Below are 15,945 nucleotides of genomic sequence, written 5' to 3'. Positions count from 1 at the left end.
TCACGCCGGCATCGCCGCCACGGCCTCGGCGATGTGCGGGGGCGGCGGCGCCGTGACGGCGATGGCGTCGCGCTTCGGGTAGAGCGGGATCGACAGCGCCCGGGCGTGGAGGTGCAGCGCGCTCCCGCGGGGCGCCCCGCCGTAGACCGCGTCGCCCAGGATCGGCCAGCCGGAGGCGGCGCAGTGGACCCGGAGCTGGTGGGTCCGGCCGGTGACCGGCTTCAATTCCAGCCAAGTCCGCCCCCCGGCGCGGCCGAGCACCCGCCAGTGCGTCAGCGACGGGTCGCCCGCCGGGTCGGCCTTCATCCACCACGAGCGCGGATCGTCCGAGCGGCGGGCCAGCGGCAGGTCGATGCTGCCTTCCTCCCCGGCGGGCCCGCCCGCCACGATCGCCCAGTAGGTCTTCTCGACGGCGCTGCCGGAGAACAGCTTCCCGAGCCGCGCCAGCGCCTTGGCGTGGCGGCCCAGCGCGAGGCAGCCGGACGTGTCGCGGTCGAGCCGGTGCGCGGCCTCGGGGCGGCGGGGCAGGCCGAACCGGAGGGCGTCGAGGTGGTCGGTGAGCGTCTCGCCGCCCCGCGGGCCCGGATGGACCGGCAAACCCGCCGGCTTGTCGATGACGAGGAGCAGGGCATCGCGGTAGAGGAGGCGCGCGCCTATGTCGAAGGCGTTGGACATCCGGATCGGCTAGAGGGTCGGTGTCGGCGGGGCAAGGTGGGGCGAGGACGCGATTTCATGGCGAGCGAGGAGAAGCCCGGCTGGTTCGGACGCCTGTTCGGGCGCAAAGGCCAGCCCGCGCCCGAGGACAGGGGCGAGGACCGGCCCGAGGACAAGCCCGAGGCCGACCTGCCGGCCGGGGCGGCCTCGCCCTCCGAGGGGGAGCCGGACTTCGCCACCGCCGCCGAGGATGTCGCGCACGTCCCGCTGCCGCCGGAGGAGTCCGGGGAGCCGGTCCCGGACGCGGTCGAGGGCGCGGACCTGCTGCCCGTGGAGGGCGACGCGGAGCGCCCGCCGGCCGGCACCGCCGGCGACGACCCCGCGCACGGCGCCGACCCGGTCGACACCGGCGACGTGAACCGGGCGCCGGTGGTCGAGCCGGCCGCCGCGATGCAGCCCGGGATTCAACCCGACGTCCAGCCCGACATCCAGCCTGTCGACAGCGCCGCGGCCCTCGCCCACGACGCCGGCGCCGGGCCGGAGCGCGAGCCGGAGGCCAAGGGCTGGTGGAGCCGCCTCACCTCGGGGATGAAGCGGACCTCGTCGGCCCTCTCCGACCGCGTCACCGGCCTGTTCACCAAGCGCAAGCTCGACGCCACGACCCTGGAGGACCTGGAGGACGCGCTGATCCAGGCCGATTTCGGCCTGGAGACCGCGATGCGGGTCTCGGAGGCCGTCGGCAAGGGCCGCTACGAGAAGGGCATCTCGCCCGACGAGGTCCGGGCGATCCTGGCCGCGGAGGTGGAGCGGGCGCTGGAGCCGGTGGCGGTGCCGCTGACGATCGACGCCGCCCGGAAGCCCTTCGTGATCCTGACGGTCGGCGTGAACGGCGCCGGCAAGACCACGACGCTCGGCAAGCTCGCCTCGAAGCTGCGGGCGGAGGGGCGCACCGTGATGCTCGCGGCCGGCGACACCTTCCGCGCGGCGGCAATCGACCAGCTCAAGGTCTGGGGGGCGCGCACCGGCACGCCGGTGGTGAGCGGCGCGCAGGGCGCGGACGCGGCGGGCCTCGCCTTCGACGCCCTGAAGCAGGCGGGCGCCGCCGGCACCGACGTGCTGCTGATCGACACCGCCGGCCGGCTCCAGAACAAGGCCGGCCTGATGGCGGAGCTGGAGAAGATCGTCCGCGTGCTGCGCAAGCAGGATCCGGATGCGCCGCACGCGACGCTCCTCGTCCTCGACGCCACGGTCGGCCAGAACGCGCTCAGCCAGGTGGAGCTGTTCTCGCAGGCGGCGCCGGTCTCGGGGCTGGTGATGACCAAGCTCGACGGCACCGCCCGGGGCGGCATCCTGGTGGCGCTGGCGGCGAAGTTCGGCCTGCCGGTGCACTTCATCGGCGTCGGCGAGGGCGTGGAGGACCTGGAGCCCTTCGCGGCCCGCGACTTCGCCCGGGCGATCGCCGGACTGGAGAAGGACTAGCACGCGGGCGGCCGCCGCTCCTGGGTGCGCGATGTCATGGACATCGCGCGCTCCGCGTTCCACACACCCCGGCGAATCCCGTCCGACGCCCCCGGCCGACCGTGGGCGCCGCAGCCGAGCCAACCGAGCGTATGCAGATCGAATCCGTCCCCCCGCACCGCCACCTGCCGCCGCTCGTGAAGCTGGCGCTGGAACTCGGGCCGCTGGTGCTGTTCTTCCTCGGCAACGCCTATTCCGAGAAGTTCGGCGTCGCTCCGGACCAGAAGCTGTTCGTGGCCACGGGCGTGTTCATCGCGGCGACCGTGGTGGCACTGGCGATCCACTACGTGATGGTGCGGCGCCTGCCGATCATGCCACTCGTGTCCGGCGTGGTGGTGGTGGTGTTCGGCGGCCTGACCCTGGCGCTGCAGGACAAGACCTTCATCATGGTCAAGCCGACCATCGTGAACGCCCTGTTCGGCACCGTGCTGCTCGGCGGCCTCGTCTTCGGGCGCTCGCTGCTGTCGGTGGTGCTCGACTCGATGTTCAGCCTCACCGAGGAGGGCTGGCGCAAGCTCACCTTCCGCTGGGGCGTGTTCTTCTTCGTGTTGGCCGCGCTCAACGAGCTCGTCTGGCGGACCCAGACCGAGGATTTCTGGGTCAACTTCAAGGTGTTCGGCATCATGCCGATCACCGTGCTGTTCGCCCTCGCGCAGACGCCGCTGCTCACCCGCTACGAGCGCAAGAAGGCGCAGCCGGAGGCCTGACGCCTACTGCGCGGCCGCCACCTTCCCGGCGGCGCGGATCCGCGCGAGCACGCTCGCGAAGTTCTCCGGCGTGAGGATGCCGACCAGCTTGTCGCGGATCACGCCGTCGGGCCCGATGATGAAGGTCTCGGGCACGCCGTAGACGCCGAAATCGATCGCCGCGCGGCCGCCGGCATCGGCGCCCACCGCGCTGAACGGAACGCCGTGCCGGGTCAGGAAGCGCTGGCCGGCCTCGGGCGTCGGCTCCTTGTAGTCGATGCCGACGAGTCGGATGCCGGGTTCCTTCGCCAGCCGCATCAGCATCGGGTGCTCCACCTGGCAGGGCGCGCACCACGAGGCGAAGACGTTGAGCACCGTGATCTGGCCCTTGAGGTCCGCGCTCGACAGCCCGGGTACGGGCGCGCCGTTGGCGGTCAGTCCCGGCACGGCGGGCAGGTCGAAGCGCGGCACCGGCTTGCCGATCATCGCGGAGGGCAGGGCGGCCGGGTCGGCGCCGGAGCGCAGGCGCAGGAACAGCACGGCGGCGAGCGCCGCGAAGACGAGCGCCGGCAGGATCAGCAGCAGCGAGCGGCGGACCGGTGGCGTCCGGCCGGCGGTGTCGTCGAGGGGGGCGGTCATCGCCGGTCCTCGCCGAACCCCTTGAGGGCGCGGCGCTGCGCGCGGCGGTCGCGCAGGGCGTTGCCCACCAGGGCGACCATCACCAAGGCCGTGAAGGCGTAGGCGGCCAGGATGAAGCCGCCGTGAGACCCGAGATCCATCGCGGTCCTCCTAGACCGGCTGCCCGACCGGCATCGCGGCCGGTGTCGGGGTGAGGCGCGGCTGGGCGCGGTCGAGGCGCTCGGCCTCGCGGATCGTCAGCGTCCGCACCCGGCGGCGCATGATCTCGGTGCGCATCGCGTAGAGGTGCAGCGTCATGCCGCCGAGGGTCGCGGCGCCGATCATGACCAGCAGCGGGTGGAGCATCGAGGGGTCGATGGTCGAGCCGCCCATGCGCAGGATCGAGGCCGGCTGGTGCAGGGTCGACCACCAGTTCACCGAGAACTTGATGATCGGCAGGTTCACGGCGCCGACGAGCGTCAGGATCGCCACGGCGCGCGCCGCGCGGTTCGGATCCTCCAGGGTCCGCCACAGGGCGATGATGCCGCAGTAGATCAGCAGCAGGATCAGCATGGAGGTCAGGCGCGCGTCCCAGACCCAGTAGGTGCCCCACATGGGCTTGCCCCACAGCGAGCCGGTCACGAGGCAGATCAGCGTGAAGGCGGCCCCGATCGGCGCGGCCGCCCGCTGAGCGACGTCGGCGAGCGGGTGGCGCCACACCAGGGTGCCGATCGCCGACACGCTCATCGCGCCGTAGAAGAACACGCCGAGCCACGCCGCCGGCACGTGGATGTACATGATCCGCACGGTCTCGCCCTGCTGGTAGTCGGGCGGCACCACGAAGAAGGTCTGGTACAGGCCCAGCGTCAGGACGCCGAGGGACAGGACCGTCAGCCACGGCACCAGCGCCCCCGACCACCGCATGAAGTGGCTGGGGTTCGACAGGCGGGTCCAGAGGGAAGGCGTCATCGCGGCAGCTGTCTCGGACATCGTGGAAGCGGTCTAGCCTAGGGTGCGGTGCAGCAACAATGCGGGTCGGCGGCGCAGGCGGCGGGGTCGCCGGAATGGCATCGTGCGCCGGGCCGCAACCCGTCGGGCCTTCGGATCCGAGAAGCTGCTGTACGACTGCGCCGACGACCAGCCGTCTTCCTGAGACATCCGCGACGCGCCCGCTCTCCCGCAGGGGTTGGGACCCGCGCCACGCCCGCACATGTCCGACGATGACGCACGTCCGCGGCCGCAGCTTTTCGCGTCCGAGCCTTGCGCATCGCGGGCGGATTGCGCATATAGATGTGAACAAAAAGAGAACGAAAGAGCGTCCCCGATAAAAGCTGTGGACGACGCGACCTCACCCTGACGGACCGAGCGCCCCATGCGAACCGCCGACAAGCAGATCGCCGACATCCTCGTCCGCTACGGCGAGCCCTTCGGGGGCAACGTCTGGCGCGTCCAGGGGACCGCCGTCATCTACCACAAGACCCTGGAGCGCATCGCCGCCCAGGCCGGCATCGTGTTCGAGCCGCCGACCGTCATCCGGGCCGAGCGCGACGAGGCCGTGATCCTGGTGACCGGCCGGCTGCCCGGCGCGAAGCCCGGCACCGAGCGGGTCGAGTGGTCCATGGGCGAGGCCCTAGTCAACGTGAACTACCGCGTCTCGGGCAAGCAGGCGGCCTACGTCTACGCCATGGCCGAGAAGCGCGGGAAGGACCGCGTCATCCTCAAGCTCATCGAGCTGCACGGCCTCGTCTACTCGGAGGAGGAGGCCGACGAGTTCCGCGCCCACCAGGTCCCGGTCCGGGCCGTCGACGAGGATTTCGAGGAGGCACCCGCCTTCGACGAGGTCACCGAGGCCGAGGGCGACCTCAAGCGCCGCATCGACGCGGCCGAGACGATCAACGCGGTCACCGACCTGATGCTGGACGGCGCCACGCAGGCCGTCCTGGCGACGATGCCGCCCGGCACCCGCGACGAGGTGCGCGACTACGCCAAGGCCCGCCTCGTGGCGCTCGGCTGGCCGAAGCGCGCCGGACGCCGCAGCGCCGCCTGATCCTGCTTCCACCCCCACCGAAGGAGACCGCCATGCATCGCGCGACGAGCCGCCGCACCATGAAGGCCCGCCGGGAGTCCTGCCACGGCTGGAGCATCGAGACGCTGTCCTACAGCCCGACGCGGATCGTCCGCCTCGGCGCCGAGAAGGTCGCGATCCTGTTCCCGCCGGTCGAGCCCGGTGCGGCCTGGCAGCTCTACCCGCATCCCGACACGTTCCCGGGTCTCAACTTCGAGGGTCTGCCCGAGCCGCTGCGCCCGGAATTCCTCGCCTTCCCGGATCTTCCGGAAGTCGAGCGGTTCCTCGGCATCCGCGACGCCGAGCCCGTCGCCCTCGCGGCGTGAGGCGCGCTCTCAGGGCGTCGGCCAGGGCGCGCCGCGATGGAGCGCCTCGGCCTCGTCCGTGAACCTGCCGTCGGGGCCGTGCAGCACGAGGGGCGGCAGCAGGGTCGGGGCGGCTCGGCTCCCGCGGGTCGCCGCGATCAGGACGCGGATCGCCGGCGCGTCGCCGCGGGGATGGACGGGGCGGATCGCCAGCCCGCCGTAGCGGCCCCTGAGGGCGTCGAGGCAGGCCGGGAGGGCGTCCGCCCGGTGGATGAGCCCGAGACGCCCGCCCGCCCGCAGGACCGCCGTGCAGGCGCGGATCCAGCTGTCGAGATCGCCGCCCGCGAAGGTGTGGGCGGCGGCGCGGCCCGGGTGCGGCGAGGCGCGGTGAGCGCCGGCCGCGAAGAACGGCGGGTTGGTGAGCACGACGTCGAAACTGTCCGGCAGCAGACCGGCGGCGCGGCGTTCCGCCGCGGACGCGAGCACGTCGGCGACTAGGACCCGCGCGTCGATGCCGTTGAGGGTCGCGTTGGCGCGGGCCTGCCCGGCGAGCGCCGGGTCGCGCTCGACCAGGGTCGGCCGGAGGCCGGGCGCCAGGGCCGCGCAGGCGAGGCCGACGGCGCCGGTCCCGGCGCCGACATCGCAGAGCCGGTCCCCGGCCCGCGGCGCGAGCAGCCGGGCGAGCAGCACCGCGTCGGTCCCGGCGCGGTGCGCCCCCCGCGGCGGCTGGTGCAGGCGCAGGAGCCCGCCGAGGAAGGGATCGGCGCCGCTGTCGGCCTCGGCCGTCACGGTTGGCGCAACTCGTGGGCGATGCCGGCATCCGTCAGCAGGCGGCGGGCCTGGGCCTCGTGGTCGCGCGGCACCAGGAGGCGCTGGCCGAAGACGCCGATCGACCCCTCCATCAGGCTCATGTGGCTGTCGGCCACGAGGACCGGGATCTCGGCCGCCTCGAGGATCGACCGGGCGAACCCGATCAGCACGACGTCGTTGGCGCGGATCAGCTCGATCATCGCGGCTCGGCTCCGGAACGGGCGGGGATCGGCGGTTTCGTCGCGTGAGATCCGCGCTGGCGACACCCCATATCCGGCCGGCGACGATGTTGCGGCGCCGCGGGGCGCGTGCGAAGGGATCGCCCGCCCCCTGAGGGGCGACCGGTCTGGAGGTCACGGATCTTGGGTATGGCCCTCTCCATCGAGAATCCGAAGCCCGAGGCGGAGGCGGGGCTCAACGACCTCGTCGCGCTGGTGGCCGACGGCATGGCGCGGGTCAACACCACGATCCTGTCGCGGACGGGATCGGACGTGGCGATGATCCCCGAGGTCGCCAACCACCTGATCGCCTCCGGCGGCAAGCGCCTGCGGCCGATCCTGACGCTGGCCTGCGCCCGGCTCTGCGGCTACGCGGGCGCCACCGACGGCGACGTCAAGCTCGCCGCCAGCGTCGAGTTCATGCACACCGCCACGCTCCTCCACGACGACGTGGTCGACGAGAGCGACATGCGCCGCGGCCGCGTCGCCGCCCGGATCAAGTGGGGTAACGAGGCCTCCGTGCTGGTCGGCGACTTCCTGCTCGGCCAAGCCTTCCGGATGATGGTCGAGGTCGGCTCGCTGCGGGCGCTCGACATCCTCTCGGCCGCCGCCACGGTGATCGCCGAGGGCGAGGTGATGCAGCTCACCAACGCCAAGAACCTGGAGACCGACGAGGCCGCCTATCTGGCGGTGATCCGCGGCAAGACCGCCGAGCTGTTCGCCGCCGCCTGCGAGGTCGGGCCGGTGCTCGCCGGGCGACCCGAGGCCGAGCAGGCGGCGGCCCGATCCTACGGGATGAATCTCGGCATCGCCTTCCAGCTGATCGACGACGTGCTCGATTACGGCGGCACCTCGGCCGAGCTCGGCAAGAACGTCGGCGACGATTTCCGCGAGGGCAAGATCACCCTGCCGATCGTGCTGGCCTATCGCCGGGCCAGCGAGGGCGAGCGCGGCTTCTGGCGGCGCACCCTGCAGCAGGGCGAGATCGGCGAGACCGACCTGGAGACCGCCCTCGACCTCCTGCAGCGCCACGGCGCCCTGGAGGAGACCGTGGCCCGCGCCCACCATTACGGCGCCGAGGCCCGGGCCGCCCTCGACATCTTCCCGGACGGGCCCGTCAAGGCGGCGCTGATCGGGGCCGTTGAGTTCTGCGTGGCGCGGGCGCGCTGAGGCGGGAACTCGGGGCTCCCGCGTCGACAGCCACCGATCCGCGCCGGCCCGACGACCCGCGTCGGCCTCAACGCGTCACGGGCCCGAGGGCTTCGGCGAGGGCGGGGGCGAGGTCGCGCAGCTCCGCGAGATGCGCGTCCGTCAGGGTGCGCAGCAGGGCCTCGGCGCGCGGCGTGAGGGACAGCTCGCTCCGCCGCCTGTCCTCGACGGCCCGCGTCTTGGTCAGCAGGCCGGCCTCCACCATGCGGGACACCAGCTCGGCCGCGCTGTGCGGAGCGATCAGCAGCTGCTCGGCCAGCAGGCCGACCGTCGCCGGCGCGCGCCCGGCATGGCCCGCCAGCGTCAGCAGGGCCTGATGCTGCTGCGGCGGCAGGCCCGCCCGGGCCGCCGCCGCCTCGCTGAACGCCAGGAAGCGGCGGAGACGGAAGCGGAAATCCGCGAGCGCCGCGTACTGCTCCCGCGACAGCGCCTCCGGTCCCGGGGCATCGGCCTCCATGATCGCCTCCGTGGTGTGTCCCTCGAGCCGCCGACGGTGCCCCGTATCGACGGGCTGGTCCCGGCTCGCAATGGCCGCGCCGTTGCAAGATATATCGGATTACGACATAAAAGCCGCCGCGAAGGCAGGAGGCCCCGATGATCGGCGGGACTGGGAGCGGCAGCGGGGAGGGCAGCCCGTTGCGCCGGGCGCTGGGGGATTTCAGCGCGGACCGGCGGGTCCTGACGCTGGCCGGCATGGCGATCGTCACCGGGACCGCCGCCAGCGGCACCGCCTGGATCCTGCTCACGCTGATCGGCCTCGTCACCAATCTCGTGTGGTACGGCCGGCTCGACACCGCCCTGACCTCCCTGGCCGGCGCGGCGCCGGGGCCCTCGATGGTGGCGATCCCGGTGATCGGGGCGCTGATCGTCGGCGCCATGGCGCGCTACGGCTCGGAGAAGATCCGCGGCCACGGGATCCCGGAGGCGATGGAGGCGATCCTGGTCGGCGGCAGCCGGATGTCGCCCAGGGTCGCCGTGCTCAAGCCGCTCTCCTCGGCGGTGGCGATCGGCACCGGCGGACCGTTCGGCGCCGAGGGACCGATCATCGTGACGGGCGGCGCGGTCGGCTCGCTCTTCGCCCAGTTCTTCCATCTCAGCGCCGCCGAGCGGAAGACGCTGCTGGTGGCGGGCGCGGCGGCGGGCATGACCGCCATCTTCGGGACGCCCGTGGCGGCCGTGCTGCTCGCCGTCGAGGTTCTGCTGTTCGAGTGGCGGCCGCGGAGCCTCGTACCGGTGACCGTCGGGGCTGTCACCGCGGCCTGCTGGCGGCCGGCCCTGTTCGGCGCCGGCCCGCTCTTTCCCTTCGCCGACAATCCGGTCCTGCCCTGGTGGGGGCTGCCCGCCTGCGCGCTGCTCGGCATAGCCTGCGGCCTCATCTCGGGGGGGCTGACCCGGGCCCTCTACGCGCTGGAGGACGGCTTCGGGCGGCTTCCCCTGCACTGGATGTGGTGGCCCGCCCTCGGCGCCGTCGTGGTCGGGCTGGGCGGCCTCGTGGAGCCCCGGGCGCTCGGCGTCGGCTACGACGTCATCCACGACCTGCTCTCCGGCCACATGCTGGCGAGCGCCGTCGTGCTGATCCTCGTGGTCAAGGCGGCGATCTGGCTCGCCGCCCTGTCGTCGGGCACGTCCGGAGGCGTGCTCGCGCCGCTGCTGATCCTCGGCGGCGCCGTCGGCTGGCTGATCGGCCTCCTCCTGCCCGGCGCCCACGGTTTCTGGGCGCTCATCGGCATGGCGGCGATGCTCGGCGGCACCCTGCCGGCGCCGCTGACCGGCGTCGTCTTCGCCGTCGAGGTGACCGGCGACGTCGCCGCCCTGGCGCCGCTGCTCGCCGCCACCGTGGCGGCCTACGCGGTGACCGTGCTCCTCCTCAAGCGCTCGATCCTGACCGAGAAGATCGCCCGGCGCGGGCAGCACGTGACCCGGGAATACGGGATCGATCCCTACGATCTCGCCCGGGTCGAGGCGGTGATGACCCGCACGGTCGAGACCCTGGACGCGGACCTGCCCCTGGCCGAGGCCCTCGCGGCCATCGAGACCGGCGCCCACCACGCCTACCCGGTGGTCGACGGCGCGGGCCGGCCCGTCGGCCTCGTCTCGCGCAACGACGCCCTCCGCTGGACCCTGGAGGAGCGCGACGGCGCGGCCGAGGAGGGCACCCTCGGCGAGCGCGTCTCGGACGCCGATCTCGCCGTCGTCCATCCGGGCGACGTGGTCTCGCACGCCCTCGACGTCATGCTGTCGGCCGGGCAGGGGCGCCTGCCGGTCACCGATCCGCGCACCGGCGGCCTCGTCGGGCTCCTGACCCGCAAGGACCTGCTCCAGGTGCGCGCCACGGTGGTGCGGGCCGAAGCCGAGCGCCGCGCGTTCTACCGGAAGGGGCGGGGTGAAAGGCGCGCACGGATGGAAGCATGACCCTGGACCCGCACCGTCCCGGCCGGACCACCCGCCTCGATCGGCTCGCGCCGGGCAGCTTCTACCTGATCGCCGGCCGGGACGGGCCGGATCTCGCCCTCGTCGTCCTGCGTGAGGGACGCCGGCAAGCCCTGCTGCTGAACCGCCGTCACGCCGTCGACGGCCACCTGCGGGTCGAGTCCGAGATCGCCCCCGGGGCCGACGTGCTGGCGCTGCGGGGCGCCGTCCTGGCGCCGAGCGGCGCCCTCGCGGACATCGCCTTCGGCCTCACCGCCGCTCCGGCCGCGCTCCACCTCGGCGACGGCCGCGCGTATCTGCGCGGACACGACGGGGACGGCCGGCTCGCGACCTTCTCTGTCGGGAGCGGCCGGGCCACCGCGATCGATCCCGGCGACCTGCCGCGGTCGAGCCGCTGGCGCGTGATGGTGCCGGAGGCGGGCGGCGTCGTGACGGTCTACGAGGCCGCGCCCGGCTGAGCGCCGCCCGCGGGCCGGGTCAGCGCAGGAAGGTCGGCGCCACCCACCATCCCGGATGGGCGGCGCGCAGGGCGGCAGCGGCCCGGACGGCCGCGCGCCGGTCGGCGAACAGCGCGAACACGGTCGCGCCGGAGCCCGACATCCGCGCGAGGCGGCAGCCCTGGGCGCGGAGGGCTGCCAGCGCGTCGCCGATCACCGGCGCCACGGTCAGGGCCGGCGCTTCCAGATCGTTGCGGGCCCCGGCCAGGGCCTGGAGCAGCGTGTCGGTCGCCGTGGCCTGCGGGATCGTCGGATGCGGTGCGCCCGCGAGATCCTGGCCGACGCTCAGGCCCAGAGCCCTGAAGACCGGGGCGGTGGGCACCGGCACGCCGGGATTGATCAGCACCGCGGGCAGCGGTTCGAGCCCGAGGGCCGCCCCGATCTCCTCGCCCGCGCCGCGCATCATCCGGGCCCGCGGGTCGAGGCAGACCGGTACGTCGGCGCCGGTCTCCCGCGCCACCGCGCCGACGGCCGCGTGGTCGAGGGGCAGCCCGTTGAGGCGCGCCAGCAGGCGCAGGGCCGCGGCGGCGTCGGAGGAGCCGCCGCCGATCCCCGCCGCGACCGGCAGGCGCTTCACCAGATGGAAGGCACCCGCGCGCAAGCCCGGCACCCGTGCGGCGAGACCCCGGGCGGCCCGCAGGACGAGGTTGTCGTCCGTCGGGCCGGCGGGGCCGGCGGTGGGGCCGCTGACGGTCAGGCCCAGCGGGGCGTCGGGATCCAGGGTGAGGCGGTCGGCGGTGCCCGCGAAGGCGACGAGGCTCTCGAGCACGTGGTAGCCGTCGCCGACGCGTCGGCCGAGGACGTGGAGCGTCAGGTTGACCTTGGCGGGGGCGCGATCGGCGAGCAGGGTCACGGGGTCTCGGTCGGGTCGTGGCGATGTGTCCCGAGGCTCTACAGGCTCGCGGCCCGGAACAACAGCTCAGCTGCCGGCGCCGCCGACCGCACCGTGCGGTCGATAGGGCAGGGCGTCGCCCGGGCGGATCGCGGTCAGATCCTCGGCGAGTTCCGCCAGCCCGTCGCTGCCCGCGAGACTGGACAGCGCGCCGCCGGGCGCCGGCACGGCCTCGGGCAGGCCGTCCCGGCCGGCCCGGAGGCAGACGCGCAGGTATTCGCGCCGGCCGGGGCGCTTCTCGCGGGCGAAGCCGCTGCGGATCGCCAGCTCGGGCGCCGTGTCGCGCGCGCCGGAGAGATGGAGCACCAGGGGACCGAGCACCGCCAGGGCGGTCACGTAGGCGGCGGCCGGGTTGCCCGGCAGCCCGATGACGGGCGTGCCGGCCACGGTTCCGAGCGCGACCGGGCGGCCGGGCTTGATCGCCAACCGCCAGAAGGTCAGTCGCCCCGAAGCCTCGATCGCGGCGCGGACATGGTCCTCCTCGCCCACCGAGGCGCCTCCCGAGGTCAGGATCAGGTCGTGGGACGCCGCCGCCTCCGCGATGCGCGCCCGCAGCGGTCCGGGCTCGTCGCGGAGGATGCCGAGATCGACGGGGACGGCGCCGAGGCGTCTCAGGAGCGCGGCGAGCATCGGCCGGTTGGCGTCGAAGATCCCGGCCGGCGGCAGGGACTGGCCGGGCGGTGTCAGCTCGTCGCCGGTCGAGAAGAGCGCGACCGTCAGGGGCGTCCGCAGCGGCAGCGCGGCCAGGCCACAGGCGGCCGCGAGTGCGATGTGCTGCGGCCCGAGGCGCGTCCCGGCGCGGAGCGCCGTGCTGCCGCGGGCGACGTCCTCGCCGGCCCGCCGACGATTGGCGCCCGACACGAGTCCTTCGGGCAGGATGACGCTGCCGTCGTCGATCCGGACGTCCTCCTGCATGACGACGGTGTCGGTCCCCGCGGGCACCGGCGCCCCGGTGAAGATGCGCACGGCCGCGCCCGGACCGGGATCGCCCGCCGGATGGCCGGCCGGCACGCGTCCGCCGACGGGCAGGCGCGTCTCGCCGCCGGCCGCGAGATCGGCGGCGCGCAGGGCGTAGCCGTCCACCGCGGCGTTGTCGAAGGGAGGCAGATCGAGGGGCGCGATCACATCGTCCGCGAGGACCCGGCCGTCCGCATCCGCGAGCGGGACTGTCTCGGTCCCGGACAGGATCGGGAGTCGCGCCCGGATCAGAGCGACCGCGTCGGCGACCCGCATCGGCGCGGTGGCGGCGTCGAAGCAGTCGGGGCTCAGGCGGCCCATGGCGCTGCCGGATCGGAGTGAGGCGAGCGGGTCGGCACGGGCGGCCTCGCGGACTGGGACACGGCGACTTGCGGCATCGGCGCCGCGCGATCAAGCCTGGGCCGTGGTCCCGGCGGATCCGATCCTCTAGGCTCGCGCATCATGGCGTTCACCGAATCCGTCGCCGCGGCGCTCCCGTGCCAGCGCCACCTCTTCGAGATGCCCGCCGACGTCTGCTACCTCGACGCCGCCGCGTGGTCGCCGCTGCCGCGGGCCGTGCGCGCGGCGGGCGAGGCGGGGATCCTGGTCAAGAGCCGCCCCTGGGACCATCCCCGCACGGCGATCCCGCCCTGGGCCGAGCGAGCGCGCGCGGCGGCGGCGCGATTGATCGGCGCCACCGCGGACGACATCGCGATCGTCGGCGCGGTCAGCCACGCCATGGCGGTGGCCGCCCGCAACCTGACCGTGAGGCCGGGCGGGCGCCTGCTCCGCGTGGCCGACGAGTTCCCGTCCCTGCGCTTCGCCTTCGACCGGCTCGCCGAGCGGCAGGGTCTGGTGGTGGAGGAGGTTCCGCGCCCGCCGGACGGCGACTGGACCGCGGCGGTCGCGGCCGCGATCGCCCGGCCGGGCGCCCCGCCGCTCGCCCTCGCCACCCTGACCCCGTTGCACTGGACCGACGGCAGCCTGATCGACCTCGATCGGCTCGCCCCCCTGGTCCATCATGCCGGTGCGGCCCTGGTGATCGACGCCACGCAGGCTGCGGGCGCCGTGCCCGTCGACGTCGCCCGCTGGCGCCCCGACTTTCTGGCCTTCCCGACCTACAAATGGGCGCTCGGACCCTACGGCCTCGCCTTCCTGTACGCCGCGCCGCACCGGCAGGACGGGGCGGCCATCGAGGAGAATGTCGGGAACCGGCCGCCGGCCGTCGGCGCGCGCCGCTACGACCGGGGCGAGCTGAACGATCCGGTGGCGCTGTTCATGGCGGTGACCGGGCTGGAGCAGATCGCCGAGTGGGGTGTGCCGGCGGTCGCCGCCCGGCTGCGGGGGCTGACCGACCGCTTGGCGGACGGGGTCGCCGGCCTCGGCCTGACGCCGCCGCCGGCCTCCCTGCGGGCACCCCACATCCTCGGTCTGCGGCCGCCCGCGGGCCTGCCGACGGGCCTGGTCGATCGCCTGCAGCGGGACCGGGTCTACGTGAGCGAGCGCTCCGGCGCCCTGCGCATCAGCCCGCACGTGTGGACGGACGGGGACGACCTCGCGCGATGCCTTGCCGCACTGTCCGAGGCCTGCCAGGGGAGCACCTGAGACGGTCCGGAAACGGACGCCCCGGCACGGGCGCCGGGCCGGAGGAACGAGGATGCTGCGCCGCCGGCCGATCCCCGGCGCAGGTGCCCGGGCACGGCCCGCGCCCACACGGAGACCGTCCACCCCGACATGACCGACTCCATACCGCGTCCCGGTGATCGGCTCCGGATCCCGGGCGCCGGCCGCCTCCGTCTGCCCGGACCGATGCGCGCCGTCCTCTCGGGGCGGTTCGCCGTGATCCTGTCGGGCGAGCTGACCCAGAGCCTGTTCCACTTCCTCCTGAACATCCTGCTGGTGCGCGCGCTCGGCGCACACGATTACGGCCTGTTCGCCATCGTCTTCGCGGTCGGGGCGGTCGGCATCACCTACATCCGCGCCCTGGTGGCGGTCCCGGCGACGATCCACGTCGCCCGGAGCCTGGGCCGGCCGGCGGCGCTCGGCTACGACGTGATGTTCGGCTCGGGCGCGGTGCTGGTCTCCGGCATCATGGCGGCCGCCGTCGGCCTCGTCCTGATCCCGGTGATCGGCCTCGGCGCCCTCGCGGCCGGGGCCTTCGTGGGCCTCTACGCCTTCCGCAGCTACCTGCGGATCGTTCTCCTCGCCCGCGGCCGGCCCCGGATCGCCGGCCTGAGCGACCTGGTCTACGCGGTCTGCGGCGGTCTCCTCGTCGCGCGCTGGCTGAACGGAGAGGGCACGGCCCTTCTCGATCGAGCCTTCACGGCGATCGCGCTCGCCCACGCGACCGCGATCGCCGTGGCCTACGCGGCGCTGCGCGAGCGGATCCGCTTCTCGCTGCACGCGCGGGCGCGCGCCCGCTACCGGGCGATCTGGCGGACGCTGGCGTGGTCGCTCGCCGGCGTCACCAGCCTGACCGTGCAGGGACAGGGCCTGACCCTGCTGCTGGCCCTCCTGGCTGGTCCGGCCGCCTACGCGCCGATCGCCGCCACGATCGTGCTCTACGCGCCGCTGCGCATCCCCGCGAGCGCGCTGCTGAACATGATCCTGCCGGAGATCAGCCGGCTGCTCGCGGCCGGGCAGGTCGAGGCCGCCCGCCGGCTCGTCGTCCGCAACGGGATCCTGCTCGGCAGCGCCTGTCTCGCCTACGGGGCGGTCATGGCCGCGACCCTGCCGCTCGTCGAGGACATCCTGTTCAAGGGACGGTTCGCCGCGCAGCCGATGGGCTGGATCGGGCTCGGCGTCTGGGCGGTGGTGACCGTGTCGCTGCTCTACGCGATCCCGCGCGCCTACCTCGAGGCCTCGGCGGCGTTCCGGACCATCACGGCGGGGGCGGTGGCGAGCGCCGCCCTCGGCATGGCCGTGATGGTGCCGGCGCTGCTGCTGCTGCCGCCCGCCACCGCGCTCGTCGGCCTGCTGGCCTCCGAAGTGGCGACGCTGGTCTGGTCGGTCTCGGCCTTCCGGACGCTGGCGCGGCACCCGGGACCGGCGCGGCCCCTCGGCGCCCTGTGAGCGGCCGGCCCGCC

18 protein-coding genes are annotated in these 15,945 nt (G+C 74.2%); 9 read left to right on the top strand and 9 right to left on the bottom strand.

All coding sequences use genetic code 11. The features are described from left to right. Complete coding sequence (locus ACTJK8_RS17910; RefSeq protein WP_012322228.1) at positions 1–675, bottom strand: RluA family pseudouridine synthase; 675 nt, start codon at positions 673–675, stop codon at positions 1–3. 57 nt (positions 676–732) lie between these two features. On the opposite strand from ACTJK8_RS17910, the gene ftsY reads away from it, so the two are divergent. Then, a complete protein-coding gene (gene ftsY, locus ACTJK8_RS17905) occupies positions 733–2,133 on the top strand; it encodes a signal recognition particle-docking protein FtsY (protein ID WP_012322229.1) in 1,401 nt (466 codons plus the stop codon). A 131-nt stretch (positions 2,134–2,264) separates the two neighbouring features. Further along, positions 2,265–2,879 (top strand): septation protein A, encoded by a 615-nt coding sequence (locus tag ACTJK8_RS17900; RefSeq protein ID WP_012322230.1) that lies wholly within the window; start codon positions 2,265–2,267, stop codon positions 2,877–2,879. A gap of 3 nt (positions 2,880–2,882) precedes the next feature. Here the strand turns inward: ACTJK8_RS17900 and ACTJK8_RS17895 are convergent, their stop codons facing one another. From ACTJK8_RS17895 to ACTJK8_RS17885, 3 genes are read right to left on the bottom strand one after another with little or no spacing between them, the layout of a single operon-like run. Next, positions 2,883–3,497 carry a DsbE family thiol:disulfide interchange protein gene (locus tag ACTJK8_RS17895; RefSeq protein ID WP_012322231.1) on the bottom strand — a complete coding sequence of 205 codons (615 nt, stop codon included), beginning with the start codon at positions 3,495–3,497 and terminating at the stop codon, positions 2,883–2,885. Then, positions 3,494–3,637 (bottom strand): heme exporter protein CcmD, encoded by a 144-nt coding sequence (gene ccmD, locus ACTJK8_RS17890; RefSeq protein WP_012322232.1) that lies wholly within the window; start codon positions 3,635–3,637, stop codon positions 3,494–3,496. The genes ACTJK8_RS17895 and ccmD overlap by 4 nt, the downstream gene beginning before the upstream one ends. 10 nt (positions 3,638–3,647) lie before the next feature. Next, positions 3,648–4,445, bottom strand: a complete 798-nt coding sequence (locus tag ACTJK8_RS17885; protein ID WP_012322233.1) for a heme ABC transporter permease — start codon at positions 4,443–4,445, stop codon at positions 3,648–3,650. A gap of 403 nt (positions 4,446–4,848) precedes the next feature. On the opposite strand from ACTJK8_RS17885, the gene ACTJK8_RS17880 reads away from it, so the two are divergent. Together ACTJK8_RS17880 and ACTJK8_RS17875 are read left to right on the top strand one after the other, a co-directional pair. After that, entirely contained in the window at positions 4,849–5,523 is a 675-nt protein-coding gene (locus tag ACTJK8_RS17880) for a hypothetical protein (RefSeq protein ID WP_012322234.1), read from the top strand. Between the two features lie 32 nt (positions 5,524–5,555). Beyond that, the gene (locus ACTJK8_RS17875) at positions 5,556–5,867 is read left to right on the top strand and encodes a hypothetical protein (protein ID WP_012322235.1); all 312 of its coding nucleotides are present in this window, start codon (positions 5,556–5,558) and stop codon (positions 5,865–5,867) included. Between the two features lie 9 nt (positions 5,868–5,876). Here ACTJK8_RS17875 and ACTJK8_RS17870 read toward each other — a convergent pair whose 3' ends face one another. Further along, positions 5,877–6,635 carry a tRNA1(Val) (adenine(37)-N6)-methyltransferase gene (locus ACTJK8_RS17870; RefSeq protein WP_024828143.1) on the bottom strand — a complete coding sequence of 253 codons (759 nt, stop codon included), beginning with the start codon at positions 6,633–6,635 and terminating at the stop codon, positions 5,877–5,879. Continuing rightward, positions 6,632–6,856, bottom strand: coding sequence for a putative signal transducing protein (locus ACTJK8_RS17865; protein ID WP_024828142.1), 225 nt, complete (start codon positions 6,854–6,856; stop codon positions 6,632–6,634). Before ACTJK8_RS17865 ends, ACTJK8_RS17870 begins: the two co-directional genes overlap by 4 nt. Positions 6,857–7,024: 168 nt before the next feature. On the opposite strand from ACTJK8_RS17865, the gene ACTJK8_RS17860 reads away from it, so the two are divergent. Next, entirely contained in the window at positions 7,025–8,044 is a 1,020-nt protein-coding gene (locus ACTJK8_RS17860) for a polyprenyl synthetase family protein (RefSeq protein ID WP_043342815.1), read from the top strand. A 67-nt stretch (positions 8,045–8,111) separates the two neighbouring features. Here the strand turns inward: ACTJK8_RS17860 and ACTJK8_RS17855 are convergent, their stop codons facing one another. Further along, on the bottom strand, positions 8,112–8,540 hold the full coding sequence (locus tag ACTJK8_RS17855) for a MarR family winged helix-turn-helix transcriptional regulator (RefSeq protein WP_012322239.1): 429 nt from the start codon (positions 8,538–8,540) through the stop codon (positions 8,112–8,114). A 137-nt stretch (positions 8,541–8,677) separates the two neighbouring features. On the opposite strand from ACTJK8_RS17855, the gene ACTJK8_RS17850 reads away from it, so the two are divergent. Then, positions 8,678–10,495, top strand: coding sequence for a chloride channel protein (locus ACTJK8_RS17850; protein WP_076728476.1), 1,818 nt, complete (start codon positions 8,678–8,680; stop codon positions 10,493–10,495). Further along, positions 10,492–10,971: a hypothetical protein gene (locus tag ACTJK8_RS17845; RefSeq protein WP_029361218.1), complete on the top strand. Its 480-nt coding sequence runs from the start codon at positions 10,492–10,494 to the stop codon at positions 10,969–10,971. The genes ACTJK8_RS17850 and ACTJK8_RS17845 overlap by 4 nt, the downstream gene beginning before the upstream one ends. 19 nt (positions 10,972–10,990) lie before the next feature. Here the strand turns inward: ACTJK8_RS17845 and ACTJK8_RS17840 are convergent, their stop codons facing one another. Further along, a complete protein-coding gene (locus ACTJK8_RS17840; RefSeq protein ID WP_012322242.1) occupies positions 10,991–11,863 on the bottom strand; it encodes a 4-(cytidine 5'-diphospho)-2-C-methyl-D-erythritol kinase in 873 nt (290 codons plus the stop codon). A gap of 66 nt (positions 11,864–11,929) precedes the next feature. After that, a complete protein-coding gene (locus ACTJK8_RS17835) occupies positions 11,930–13,180 on the bottom strand; it encodes a molybdopterin molybdotransferase MoeA (protein WP_440762307.1) in 1,251 nt (416 codons plus the stop codon). Positions 13,181–13,321: 141 nt separating this feature from the next. On the opposite strand from ACTJK8_RS17835, the gene ACTJK8_RS17830 reads away from it, so the two are divergent. Together ACTJK8_RS17830 and ACTJK8_RS17825 are read left to right on the top strand one after the other, a co-directional pair. Then, positions 13,322–14,464, top strand: coding sequence for an aminotransferase class V-fold PLP-dependent enzyme (locus tag ACTJK8_RS17830; protein ID WP_440762306.1), 1,143 nt, complete (start codon positions 13,322–13,324; stop codon positions 14,462–14,464). 204 nt (positions 14,465–14,668) lie between these two features. After that, positions 14,669–15,931 carry a hypothetical protein gene (locus ACTJK8_RS17825; protein ID WP_440762305.1) on the top strand — a complete coding sequence of 421 codons (1,263 nt, stop codon included), beginning with the start codon at positions 14,669–14,671 and terminating at the stop codon, positions 15,929–15,931. The last annotated feature ends 14 nt before the right edge of the window (positions 15,932–15,945 follow it).

Source organism: Methylobacterium sp. 22177 (genome assembly GCF_052045615.1).
Lineage (GTDB): Bacteria > Pseudomonadota > Alphaproteobacteria > Rhizobiales > Beijerinckiaceae > Methylobacterium > Methylobacterium radiotolerans.
Note: the sequence above shows the minus strand (reverse complement) of the source record. Positions and strands in the feature narration are given on the sequence as shown.